This is a genomic window from Rummeliibacillus sp. POC4 (genome assembly GCF_003576525.1).
GTDB lineage: Bacteria > Bacillota > Bacilli > Bacillales_A > Planococcaceae > Rummeliibacillus.
This window is the reverse complement of sequence record NZ_QWUA01000006.1, coordinates 95425-108392: the sequence shown is the minus strand read 5'-3', so window position 1 is coordinate 108392 and position 12968 is coordinate 95425. Positions and strand designations below refer to the sequence as shown.

General features: G+C 34.3%; 13 protein-coding genes. 2 read left to right on the top strand and 11 right to left on the bottom strand.

From position 1 onward, the window contains the following. The 9 genes from hisD to D1606_RS03355 form a co-directional block, all read right to left on the bottom strand. On the bottom strand, positions 1-1281 hold the full coding sequence (gene hisD, locus D1606_RS03395) for a histidinol dehydrogenase (protein ID WP_119414600.1): 1281 nt from the start codon (positions 1279-1281) through the stop codon (positions 1-3). Between the two features lie 14 nt (positions 1282-1295). Next, positions 1296-1919: an ATP phosphoribosyltransferase gene (gene hisG / locus D1606_RS03390; protein WP_119414599.1), complete on the bottom strand. Its 624-nt coding sequence runs from the start codon at positions 1917-1919 to the stop codon at positions 1296-1298. Then, positions 1912-3081, bottom strand: coding sequence for an ATP phosphoribosyltransferase regulatory subunit (locus tag D1606_RS03385; RefSeq protein WP_119414598.1), 1170 nt, complete (start codon positions 3079-3081; stop codon positions 1912-1914). Before D1606_RS03385 ends, hisG begins: the two co-directional genes overlap by 8 nt. A gap of 119 nt (positions 3082-3200) precedes the next feature. Continuing rightward, positions 3201-3725 carry an acyltransferase gene (locus D1606_RS03380; RefSeq protein ID WP_119414597.1) on the bottom strand — a complete coding sequence of 175 codons (525 nt, stop codon included), beginning with the start codon at positions 3723-3725 and terminating at the stop codon, positions 3201-3203. Beyond that, positions 3718-4377, bottom strand: a complete 660-nt coding sequence (gene ppaX, locus D1606_RS03375) for a pyrophosphatase PpaX (protein ID WP_119414596.1) — start codon at positions 4375-4377, stop codon at positions 3718-3720. The genes D1606_RS03380 and ppaX overlap by 8 nt, the downstream gene beginning before the upstream one ends. 305 nt (positions 4378-4682) lie before the next feature. Then, a complete protein-coding gene (gene lgt, locus D1606_RS03370) occupies positions 4683-5492 on the bottom strand; it encodes a prolipoprotein diacylglyceryl transferase (RefSeq protein ID WP_119414595.1) in 810 nt (269 codons plus the stop codon). A 40-nt stretch (positions 5493-5532) separates the two neighbouring features. After that, positions 5533-6462 carry an HPr(Ser) kinase/phosphatase gene (gene hprK, locus D1606_RS03365; protein ID WP_119414650.1) on the bottom strand — a complete coding sequence of 310 codons (930 nt, stop codon included), beginning with the start codon at positions 6460-6462 and terminating at the stop codon, positions 5533-5535. A 400-nt stretch (positions 6463-6862) separates the two neighbouring features. Continuing rightward, positions 6863-7246 (bottom strand): cytochrome c551, encoded by a 384-nt coding sequence (cccB, locus tag D1606_RS03360; protein ID WP_119414594.1) that lies wholly within the window; start codon positions 7244-7246, stop codon positions 6863-6865. 305 nt (positions 7247-7551) lie between these two features. Then, positions 7552-8784, bottom strand: a complete 1233-nt coding sequence (locus D1606_RS03355; protein ID WP_119414593.1) for an EAL and HDOD domain-containing protein — start codon at positions 8782-8784, stop codon at positions 7552-7554. Positions 8785-9048: 264 nt separating this feature from the next. Between D1606_RS03355 and D1606_RS03350 the strand changes: the two genes are divergently transcribed. Further along, complete coding sequence (locus D1606_RS03350; RefSeq protein ID WP_119414592.1) at positions 9049-9825, top strand: enoyl-CoA hydratase-related protein; 777 nt, start codon at positions 9049-9051, stop codon at positions 9823-9825. 56 nt (positions 9826-9881) lie between these two features. Here the strand turns inward: D1606_RS03350 and D1606_RS03345 are convergent, their stop codons facing one another. Together D1606_RS03345 and D1606_RS03340 are read right to left on the bottom strand one after the other, a co-directional pair. Then, positions 9882-10352, bottom strand: a complete 471-nt coding sequence (locus D1606_RS03345) for an S-ribosylhomocysteine lyase (protein ID WP_119414591.1) — start codon at positions 10350-10352, stop codon at positions 9882-9884. Positions 10353-10482: 130 nt separating this feature from the next. Continuing rightward, on the bottom strand, positions 10483-11124 hold the full coding sequence (locus tag D1606_RS03340; protein WP_233548015.1) for a DedA family protein: 642 nt from the start codon (positions 11122-11124) through the stop codon (positions 10483-10485). A 385-nt stretch (positions 11125-11509) separates the two neighbouring features. On the opposite strand from D1606_RS03340, the gene D1606_RS03335 reads away from it, so the two are divergent. After that, positions 11510-12862: an amino acid permease gene (locus D1606_RS03335; protein WP_119414589.1), complete on the top strand. Its 1353-nt coding sequence runs from the start codon at positions 11510-11512 to the stop codon at positions 12860-12862. The last annotated feature ends 106 nt before the right edge of the window (positions 12863-12968 follow it).

The window sequence follows — 12968 nt, the reverse complement described above, 5'->3', positions numbered from 1 at the left end:
TTATTCCTCTCCTTTGTTCCAGCCTCTTGACTCAACTGCTCTCGCATGCCCTTCTAATCCTTCTAATCTTGCTAAGCGAGCAATTTTAGGTGCATTTTCAGACCAAGTTTTTTCTGTATAATAGACAACATTTGTTTTCTTTAAGAAATCATCAACATTTAATCCACTAGCAAAACGTGCTGTACTATTTGTTGGTAACACGTGATTTGTTCCAGCAAAATAGTCACCTACTGGCTCTGAACTATAACGTCCGATAAAAATAGCTCCAGCATTGTCAATGGCTTCACTAACTTTCAGTGCATCTTCTGTTACAATTTCTAAATGCTCAGGTGCTAATTGATTGATAGCTTTTGTAGCTTGTTGCATCGATTCAGCAATATATATACATCCAAAGTTTTCTACTGATTTTCTTGCAATTGCTTCTCTAGGGAGGGTTTGTAATTGTTTTTCTACTTGTACCTGTACATTTTCAGCTAACAATTTACTTGTTGTAATAAGGATAGGGCATGCCATAGGATCGTGTTCGGCTTGTGACAGTAAGTCTGCGGCAATCTCATCTGGATAAGCCGAATCATCCGCAATAATCGCAATTTCACTTGGTCCTGCGATCATATCAATTGCTACCTCACCAAAAACTTCACGTTTTGCAAGTGCTACGAAGATATTACCTGGTCCGGTAATTTTATCTACCCCTTGAATTGTTTCTGTACCAAAAGCAAGTGCCCCGATTGCTTGTGCACCACCCATTTTATAAATCTCATCAATACCTAAGATAGATGCTGCAGTTAATACTGCGGCCGGAAGTTTACCGCTTTTATCACTTGGTGACGCTAATACAATTCGCTTAACACCCGCAACTTGAGCAGGAATAACATTCATTAAAACAGAAGATGGATAAGCAGCAGAACCACCTGGAACATATAAGCCTACAGAAGATATTGGCAAAATACGTTGGCCTAGCCAAGAGCCATCTGCTATTTGAAGTTTGTAACCTTCACGTTTTTGCTGTTCGTGATATAAGCGAATATTAGATGCTGCTTCTTTTAAATCTTGTACTAATTGAGGATCTAACGATTTAACAGCTTCTTCTATTTCTTGTTCGGTTACACGTAAGTTTTCCGGCGCATAACCATCCCATTTCCGACTATAAGCTTTTACAGCTTCATCGCCTTTTTCTCGAACATCAGCAAGCACTTGGCGAACTGTTTTAAGCTGTTCCTCATTGCCACCTTCCAAAGGTCTTTTTAAGGAAATTTCATCTGTTAACACTTTAATCTTCATCGCAAATCCTTCTCTCATTTCACACATTTTTTAAGGCGTTTTACTAAATCTAAAATACGTTCACTTTTCATCCGATAACTTGCAGGATTAGCAATAAGTCTTGATGACACATCTGTGATAAATTCATATTCTACAAGACCATTTTCCTTTAATGTTTGACCAGTAGAGACAATATCAACGATACGATCCGCTAGCCCAATCATTGGTGCCAATTCGATTGAACCGTTCAGTCCAATAATTTCTACCTGTTCCCCTTTTTCACGATAATAATCTGAAGCAACTGTTGGATATTTTGTTGCAATACGAGGAGCTATTTCGTTCAAAGTTGTATTTGGCAATCCAGCAGAAGCTATATGACATTTACTAATATTTAAATCAAGTAATTCATGAACTTCGCGTCTTTGTTCAAGTAAAACATCTTTACCAGCAATGCCGATATCAGCTACACCATGTTCAACATAAGTAGGGACATCCATCGGTTTAGCTAAAATGAATCGAATCTTTTCTTGTGGGATTTCAATCATTAATTTGCGTGACATTTCAACATTTTCTGGCAATTCGAAGCCTGCCTCGATTAACATCTCATAAGCTTCTTCGAAAATACGACCTTTTGGCATGGCAATCGTTAACTCATTCATGAACGTTACCTCCTTGTCCAATTCGTACAATTTCTGCGAAGTGTTTTTCAAATGCTGCTAAATTATCTAAACCTTCCATCGATTGTAACGTAGTACGTTTTCCTTGTGCTCGAAGTTTTTCGGCAGTTTCAAGCGCTTCTGCTAACTGTGGTGCTACAAATAGTACCAGAACTTCATCATTTGTTTCTGATTGTTGTGGAATAACTTCTAATAGATGGTCAATTCGAAAGCCAAAACCAATGGCGCCAACTTCAATACCAAATTCATCAAGTAATCCGTCATATCGTCCACCATTTCCAATTGGAAAACCTGAACCAGTTGCAAATACTTCAAATAACATCCCTGTGTAATAATTCATATGACTTGCTAATGTAAAGTCGAACGCAATGTAAGATGTAGCGTCTGCAATCTCTAAAATAGATGCTAGTTGTTCCATATAGATAAATGCATCTTTTTCATATAGATATTTTGCAATTTCTCGAATACTTTTCATCTCCGTTGCATCTTCCACAAAGGATAACAAAGTTTGCTCTTTTTCAATCGCTAAATTATACGAAATAACAGCTTCCTCAAATCCAACGATATTTTTTTGTACTAATAAGTTATGTAGTTCCTCAAATTGTTGTTGATCTTGGACGTTCTTTTTAATAATTGCCTCTAAGATTCCAGCATTTCCAATTGTAATTTTAAAATCTTCAATACCCAATGTTTTTAATAAACGTATTGCTGTTAAAATAGCTTCTGCATCTGCATACACTGAAGAATCTCCAATGATTTCGATTCCCATTTGTTCAAATTCTGCTGGTCGACCACCTTCAAGTTGCTGCGCACGAAAAACATTCGCAAAATAAGCTAGGCGTAGTGGTATTTTTTCTTTTAATAATTTTGAAGTAGCGACACGCGCTATAGGTGTCGTCATATCTGGTCGAAGAACTAATGTATTTCCTTGACTATCCACTAATTTAAAAAGCGAAGAATCAACTATAGCAGAAGCTTTACCCACTGTATCGTAATATTCGAGTGTAGGTGTTTGAATAAAATCAAAACCTCTTAAACGTAGAAACTCCATACCTGTTTGTCGAATTACTTCTTTCTTTGCAAATATCTTTGGAAATGTATCGCGCATTCCTAATGGTTTTTCAAATTTTCGAATTGGAGACATTATGACACTTCCTAATCTATATACTTTAGTTCACTAGAGTGTTAGAGTGATGATGTATGAAAGTATTTTATAATAATAAACACTTTAAGTCAATAATTCTAAGTAAATTTATTTGTATCTTACAATTCTTTAGAATTAACTGAATTTTTTTTAGCCATCTCCTCTTTTGTATAAATGATCTTCATCGGATTGCCACCAGCGAATGCACCAGCCGGAACATCCTTGTTCACTAATGTCATAGCAGAAATAATCGCATCATCCCCAATTTCAACCCCAGGTAAAATCGTTGAATTGGCACCAATCATTACCCGATCTCCTATAACTACATCGCCCAATCGATACTCATTTACTAAATATTCGTGTGCAAGTATGGTTGTATTAAAACCGATAATTGTGTCTTTCCCTACTTTAATCCGTTCTGGAAACATCGTATCCGGGGTTACTTTCAATGCAAAAGATGTTTTCTCCCCAACTTTCATCTTTAAAAATGTACGATAAAGCCAATTCTTCACAGAGAGAAAAGGCGTATATCGAGCTATTTCTATAACCACAAAACATTTCACGACTTTCCAGAAAGAAACAGTTTTATAAATTTGCCAAAGTGATGTTGAACCGGATACAGAATATCTTTCTGTTCTACGCATTTGCATGCTCCTCTACTATAGTCAATAAATCTTTCATATCATGCAGCATATAATCAGGTTTAAATTGCATTAAAAAATCTTCTCCTTTTAAAGACCAAGCAACTCCAGCTGTTTTTACGCCTGCGTTCTTTCCTCCTAATATATCGTGAGAATTATCCCCTATCATAATTACGTCTTCTTTTTTTAAATGCATTTTCTCAAGGGCTAAAAGGATAGGTTCTGGATCAGGTTTAACATTTTTTACATCATCCATACTAATAATAACTTCTACTAAATCTTCAATATCTAGTAGACGAATACCTTTGATCAACGAATCGTATCGTTTTGTTGAAACAATTGCTAATCGAATACCCTTGTTTTTTAGTTCTTGTAAAGTGGACTTAACTCCTTCAAATTCTTTAGCTAGTTCATCATGATGTTCACTGTTCCACACACGATATTGATTTACCCATTCCTCAGCTTTTGAAGCATCAATTGTCGAAAATGATTCAATTAAAGAAGGTCCTATAAATGGAACCATGTCGTCCTTTGTAAATTTCCCAGGAAATTCAGGTTCAAGTACATGCAAAAATGTTTGAATTATTAATTCGTTTGTATCTAGAAGTGTGCCATCAAAGTCAAATAGCAACCCTTTAAATTTATTTGTTGTCATTCTAAAATTGCTCCTTTACTTCCTGTATGACAGTTTTGTTTAAATAATAAAAACAGTTTATCATCTTGTTCAATTTTACCACGTTAATAGATTAAAGAATTTCCCAATATTAAAAGAATCGCCGTATTACAATGGCATCTAAATACCGTTTAACAGGTATCTATTCTTTAACCAAAGTAATATCGGCGTATAGTTTTATATCCTTTTTTATGAAAAATACTGAAAAGGGAGTTTCCTAATAATGTAATGTATAAAAAAGATCATTCATCAAAAATCCCATGCAAAACTCTATGTGAAAAAACACCCTATTCATCCTTATAATGAACTATTGGTTTTATTTTAAGTCTACGGTAGATGATTAAAGCAACACCTACAACAAGTCCAACTAGTGATACAATTTGCGCCATACGTAAATTACCAATCAATAAGCTATCGGTACGTAATCCTTCGATGAAGAATCGACCAAATGAGTACCAAATAATATAAGTTAAGAAGATTTCTCCTCGGCGTAAGTTTATTTTTCGAAGTAATAAAAGTATTAGTAAACCAACTAAATTCCAAAAGGATTCGTATAAAAATGTTGGATGATGATAGAAACCTTGAACATTCATTTGTTCAATGATCCAATTAGGCAGATGTAAACTTTCTAAAAACGAACGTTCAACTATACTGCCATAAGCTTCTTGGTTCATGAAATTTCCCCAACGGCCAACAATTTGTCCAATAATGATCGATGGCGCTAGAACATCGGCTAATTTCCAAAAACTGATTCCTCTTTTTTTAGCGAAAATAATCGCTGTCACAAACGCTCCTATAAGCGCACCATGTATGGCAATACCACCATGCCAAATTTGAATAATTTCACCTGGATGTGCCGCATAATATGGCCATTCAAATGTAACATAATAAATTCTGGCACAAAGAATGGAAATAGGTACCGCCCAAATAAGTAAATCTTTTAATAGGTCTTCACCAAAACCTCTTTTCACCATTTCTCTTTGACCTATAAAATAAGCAATAATAATCCCACAAGCAATGATTATTCCATACCAACGAACCGTTATTGGTCCAAGTTTTAATGCTACTGGGTCTATTGCCATTAAAATTGAATCCATAGTAAGCTCCCTTCACTACTATCATCTTTAAATTCTTCTACTAGAATTCGTCATTTCCTTCAATTACATTATCTAAGCGACGTGAAAATTCTTCTGCTGCATTAACGCCTAGATTTTTCAAACGATGATTCATCGCAGCTACTTCAATAATAACAGATAGATTTCGTCCTGGTCTTACTGGAATCGTTAACTTTGGTAGCTCTGTATCAATGATTTTCATCGTCTCCGAATCTAAACCCAAGCGGTCATAAGTTTTATCTGAATCCCATGTTTCTAGATCCATAACAATTGAGATACGTTTATGTTTTCGTACAGCACTTGCGCCAAATAATGTCATAATATCAATAATACCAATTCCTCGTATTTCAAGTAAATGAGCGATTAAAGGTGGCGCATTACCGATCAGTGTACTTTCACCTTCCTGACGAATTTCTACACAATCATCCGCGACTAATCTATGGCCTTTTTTAACAAGTTCTAGTGCCGTTTCGCTTTTCCCTACGCCACTTTTACCGGTTATCAAAACACCTATCCCATAGATATCCATTAACACACCATGCACGGCTGTCGTTGGTGCTAAACGACTTTCAAGGTAATTCGTCAATAGGCTTGAAAAACGAGTTGTTGGTAGCTTTGTTGTTAAAATAGGTACATGATGTTCTTCTGAAGCGACTATTAAAGCTTCAGGTACTTCCATATCATGCGAGATAATAATTGCTGGTGTTTCTTGAGAACACAACTTATTCATCCGATCAAATTGAACTTCGCGAGATAACATTTCAAAAAAGGATAATTCTGTTTTTCCTAAAAGTTGCACACGCTTAGCAGGATAATGTGTAAAATAACCTGCCATCTCAAGACCTGGTCGTGAAATATCACTCGTTAAAATATGTCTACCGATTCCTTCCTCACCGCTTATAAGCTTCAGATTTAAAACTTCCATAACATCTTTGGTGCAAACTTGATCCAAAGGCATCTTCATACCACCTTCCAAATAACCATAAGATAAAATAGATTTTCATACTTGGAACCTGTTTCTACTGTGTTTAAGTACCAATCTAGGCCACACGGAGTAAATCTCCTACTCTTCACTTGCATTTCACTTCAGTCTGTATGTATAGGGCTGACTGCACTTTATGCAAGATAAACAACATGAACATATTTTAGCATAAAACTTTGTATGAAGATGCTTGAAAAACCTGAAAAGTAGAAAAGCATTATGTACTTTAAGTGTACAATTCATAACTAAGTAAATATTGCTTTAAGGAAAAATAAAAACCAAGTAAGTCATTCCTTACCTGGTCTAGAATTTTTCAATTTAATTATAAAAAAACTAGCTTTCCCCTCAATGAAAGCTAGTCCAAAAATTATTATTTTTGTTCAGAAAGCCATTTAGCAACAGCGTTTACTTCGTCATCACTTTGTAGACCATTGGCTGGTTTTGCAGGCATTTGACCTTTACCCTTATTTAAAATATCTTTAATTTCACTTTCAGATAAAGTAGAACCGATTTTTGTTAAATCAGGACCCATAGCACCTGTTAAATCATTACCGTGGCAAGAAATACATTTTTCTTTTGCAATCTTTTCACCATCGGCATTAGTAGTTGTGGCTTTTTCATCTGTTGTTGTATCATTTGCTGCGTTATCAGTTGTTTTAGTATCTTCGGATGCTGCGTTATCCTTATCGTTATTACCACAAGCACCTAAAACTAAAGCTGAACCAAGTAGCAATGCAAGTAGAGCTTTTTGCATGATAGACCCTCCTATAAAATTTAATAATAACCTACGTAGTAAGTATACCAAATTCAATAATAAATTAAACCTGAATAAAACATAAAATTTGTGACCATTTTGCGCCATATAGACTATTTCAAAAGACCAATTTGTAAATTGTTATAAAATTCTAAACCTTCAATCTAGTATTTTGATAGTAATTTATCATTTAATACAGTAGGGGTTTCCCGACGTATACTACATACTATGTCAACATTGCCACAGGACGTGGCGTTTTTAGTTGACTTCAGCCTACGAATTACTACACTATTGATTTTATTTTATTAGGAAATTCGATTGGTCCATTTATTTGCAGCTTTAAAGCTTTCAAATACTTCTTCTATATTTATATTTAAATCATTTGCAATTTTATTGACGACTTCAAAATCCATTTGTTCAACAGCAACTGTTAATTGAAGGTATGGTTGCATAGATGTATCACTCCCTGATATTGTTTCTACTATTTCATCAGATAGTGGTAATTGCATTAAGATGCTTTTTATCGGTCTACGTAAAAGTGCGTCAATTAGTGAGAACATACCAATTAAAAAGTATTCGGATGTATTTCTCTTGTTATTATATTTCGCTAATAGTTCACACATTTTGGCTCTACACAATGAAGTTTTCATAAGCTCATCATATGCGCCACTAGGATTATATTTTTGAGATTCACGATATGTTAATATGTATATCCATCTTTTCAAATCTTCTAGTCCTAAATGTAAGATTGCTTGCTTAATGGAACGGATTTTAAATTTTGACCGTTTAGATGAGGAATTGATCAGCTTCATAAGTTTATATGATAATGCGATATCATGCTCTATACCTTCAGTAATCTCATCAATATCTGGTTCTTCTACACGGAGTAAAGCGATAACACGATAATATTGTAATAAGTTTGCGGGAATGTCATTTGCACGAATGATCTGTGGCTTAGTAAAAAAATAACCTTGAAATAATTTATACCCTCTTTGAATCGCATCAATATATTGTTCCATCGTTTCGACTTTTTCCGCCAGTAAAATGATATGAGGAAATAGCTTTTTTATACGATTCTCAATTTTTTCTCTTTCATCTACTGAAGATATTATAAAGTCAACTTTTATAATATCTATATAAGGAAATAAATCGTTATAAATGCTAGAATCTTCTTGCATTATAAAATCATCGAGAGCAATGCGATAACCTTTTGCTTTCAGTTCCTTTACACGCTTTATCAATCCTTTAGTTATAGGGACATCTTCTAGAATCTCAATAACTACTTGTGATGGATTCAACTGTTCCATAATGTCATTCATCAATAGATTTTCAGTAAAATTGATAAAGCAAGGTTTACCATTTGATAATTCTTCAAAACCAATTGATAAAAAGGAATTGATAATTAACTCAACCGTAGCGATATCCGAATCAATATCAGGAAATGCATTGTTTTCAATTCCATTTCTATATAATAATTCATACGAATAGACTTGTTCATTAGTATTAAAGATTGGTTGTCTTCCAATAAAGATCTCCATTTTCTTTCTCCTTCAATACACATTTACCTATATTGTATCATTTTTCTCCAAATAAATAGTGCTTAATAATGATTTATTTTATAAAACTAGTCAGATTTATCAACACCCAACTCATACTTAGATAACTAAAATGCCCCACTAGAAAGATACTCTAAAATACTCATTCTTTCAACAAAAAATGGAATTATAAAATACTGTATATTGGAGTATATTGCTATAGTTACTACGATTAACTTTATATCAAGTAATTTAGGGGGCTAACTATTGAACAGTATAATTTTCGAAAAGTCCAATCATATTGCGACCATCACATTGAATAGACCAGAAGCATTGAACGCATTTAACTACGATTTGCTTGTTGAGCTACATGAAGTTGTGGAATCTATTCGTACAGATGAAGATTTATATCTTGTTATTTTCACAGGTGCAGGTGATAAGTCCTTTAGTGTGGGTGCAGATTTAAAGGAGAGGAGAAACTTACCAGAAAGGGACGTCAAACGAAATCTCAATAAGATTGGTGCATTATTTACAGCTATAGAAAAATTACCACAACCTACTATCGCTATGCTAAATGGTTATGCTTTTGGTGGAGGAACTGAGCTTGCTCTTGCTTGTGATTTTCGTTTTGCTGCTGATGATATTCAAATGGGACTAACCGAAACAAGTCTAGCAATTATCCCTGGAGCGGGTGGCACACAAAGACTTCCTAGAATAGTAGGAGAAGCAAAAGCATTAGAACTCATTTTAACAGCAAAGAGGATAACGTCTCAAGAAGCTACACAAATTGGGCTACTTACTGATTGTTTCAGCCGGTCTCAATTATCAGATAAAGTTTTAAATTTTGCCCATCAAATACTTTCAAACGGACCGATATCCATTCAACAAGCAAAATTTGCTATCAAAAATGGGATGAATACAGATTTAGAAACTGGTCTTCAAATTGAACGGAAATCATATGAAATCACTATTCCAACAGAAGATCGTCTAGAAGCATTGGATGCATTTGCAAAAAAAAGAAAGCCTAATTTTAAAGGGCGTTGAAACTTAAAAAAGGTGTTACAAAGACATTCTCTTTGTAACACCCAAATGAATCAATATTATTTTTCTTCTGCAAAAATTGTGCTCCACTCATCACGTTTAGCAAGCATTTCTTTTGCCAATTCTTTCGCTCCATCTAAGCTATGACTTGCAGCCCAACCACATTGAACTTCGTTGCAAGCAGGAACTTCTGTTGCCTCAAGAACATCGTTAAATGTTTTTTCAATTATATCTAGAACTTCATCATAATCTGTATGATTGATAAGCGATAAGTAAAAACCGGTTTGACATCCCATTGGACTTAAATCGACTACTTGATCTGTATGGTTACGTATATTTTCAGCCATTAAATGTTCAATAGAATGTAATGCGGGCATATTCATATGCTCTTTGTTTGGTTGTTTGAAGCGGATGTCATATTTATACACTTCATCCCCGTTGATACCTTTTTTAATGCCTGCAAGACGTACAAAAGGTGCTTGAACTTTCGTATGATCAAGGTTGAAACTCTCCACGTTCAATTTTTCCATTAGGCAAAACTCCTTTTATGTTCATATAATTTTATTTTATCATTATTTTAAATTTTTAGAATACTTTCGTTAAAAAACACCTCTGCTAATATCAAATTATTTTTGTATATTAACAAGAGAGGAGTTTATATTACTTTTTAAATTTGGAACGTAAAATTCCAATAATCGCCGGTAAAATGGAAACAAATACAATGGCTAAAATAACAGTAGAAAAGTTATTTTTTACAACTGGGATATTACCGAAGAAGTAACCACTAAATACTCCAACCAATACCCATAGTAAAGCCCCAGTGACATTATACATAATGAAGTATTTATAACGCATTTTACTTGCACCGGCTATAAACGGGATGAAAGTCCGAATCACCGGCATAAAACGTGCGATGACGATCGTCTTACCACCATGTTTGTTGAAGAAGTCTTGTGCTTTTTGCATTCGTTCTTTATTCACCATGCGCCCTAAAAAGCTATCTTCAGGAATTGATTTACCTAATTTATGACCTATCTCATAATTCAAGGAATCTCCTAAAACGGCAGCCACAAAAAACACAAGCAAAGAAACCCATAAGTTTAAGGCTCCTAGCGATGCAAGTGCTCCACTTGCGAATAGCAGTGAATCACCAGGTAAGAACGGCATAATAACGACGCCTGTTTCAATAAACACAATAAGGAAGACAATTCCGTAAACCCAAGCATGATATTGGGAAACAATTTCAGTTAAGTGCACATCAATATGCATGATAAAATCAAATAATCCTTTTATAAGGTCTATCATTACTTCCACTCACATTCTATACATATTCTTATTCATGATACTGTTTATGTTATCTTCTGTCACGGTATAAATACGTAACACTCTAATTGTAACGTTAAATGCTAGATGAATGTTGCAAAATTTATGACAAGTCAGATGAACATATCATTAAAAATAGTAATCCTTCTTCGAAAACAAATCTGTATTCTTTTTAATTTTCTAAAATGGAAGATTTACAAACACCACCGCATATACATAACTTATAATGATATTCCAAATCTAGGATTTAATCATTCAGAATATTTATATTTTTAGTGGCATAAATTCGTTTTTATTATCTCTATTTTGTGTTACCATAATGAAGTTACAATTTAATTTTATAGCATCGAAGGAGTTTTTATCTATGAACAAGAAACCACAGCTCCAACGAGGTTTGGAGTCGCGACATATCACGCTAATGTCGCTCGGTGCTGCCATAGGAGTCGGGTTATTTCTAGGTTCTGCAGGCGCTATTCAATTAGCTGGTCCTGCAATTTTAATCGCTTATGCCCTTGGTGGTATCGTAATTTTCATTATTATGCGTGCACTTGGTGAAATGGCGGTTGAAAACCCTGTCGCCGGATCCTTTAGTCGCTATGCTAAAGACTATTTAGGACCACTCGCAGGATTTATAACTGGATGGAACTATTGGTTTTTATGGATTGTGACATGTATGGCGGAAATAACCGCAGTCGGGATTTACATGCAATTATGGTTCCCAGGTTCACCTAAATGGATATGGGCACTTGCTGCACTTGTAATTATGACAATAGTCAATTTAATCGCAGTCAAAACATTTGGCGAATTTGAATTTTGGTTTGCCTTCATAAAAGTTTTTGCAATAATCGCAATGATTATAGTTGGATTAGGGATTATTTTATTCGGGATAGGTAATGGTGGTATAGCTATTGGCTTTAGTAATTTATGGAGTCATGGTGGATTTATGCCAAATGGTATAAAGGGTATCTTCATGTCATTACCAATTGTAATGTTCGCATATCTTGGAATTGAAATGATTGGTATTACTGCTGGTGAAGCCAAAAATCCTAAAAAGGTTATTCCTCATGCAATTGATACAGTACTTTGGCGGATATTAATATTTTATATTGGTGCTTTAACTGTAATAATGTCTATTTATCCATGGAATGAAATCAATACAAACAATAGTCCATTTGTTTTAATGTTTGATCAAATTGGACTAAGATATGCAGCAGGTATTATTAACTTTGTTGTATTAACAGCTGCATTATCAAGCTGCAACAGTGGTATATTTAGCACTGGACGAATGTTGTTTAACCTTGCTGAACAAAATCAAGCACCTGCTTTTCTTAAAAAGGTAAGCCATAATGGTCTTCCAACAGCAGCTATTATTGCTTCATCGTTTGTTCTTTTAATTGGTGTCATTTTAAATTATTTTGTAGCGGAAAAAGTATTTATGTGGGTAACCAGCATTTCAACTTTTGGTGCTATCTGGACTTGGATTATTATTTTAATCAGTCAAATGAAATTCCGTAAAACTTTATCGAAAACACAGGTTTCAAAACTTTCTTATAAAGCATATATGTATCCATTTGGCTCTTACTTCGCTATTGCGTTCCTACTTTTAGTTATTGTTCTAATGGGCGTATTTCCAGATACAAGAATTGCACTTGAAGTTGGTCCAGTTTGGATCCTCCTTTTAATTATTTTCTATTATACAAAATATAAAAAAGCTTAAATATAAGTCTATTTGTATTATGAAAAACCCGTCAATCAAAAGTGATTGACGAGTTTTTTGTATATTTAGAGTGTCTCTTTAAGCACTCTCATATTCTGTTTAAATC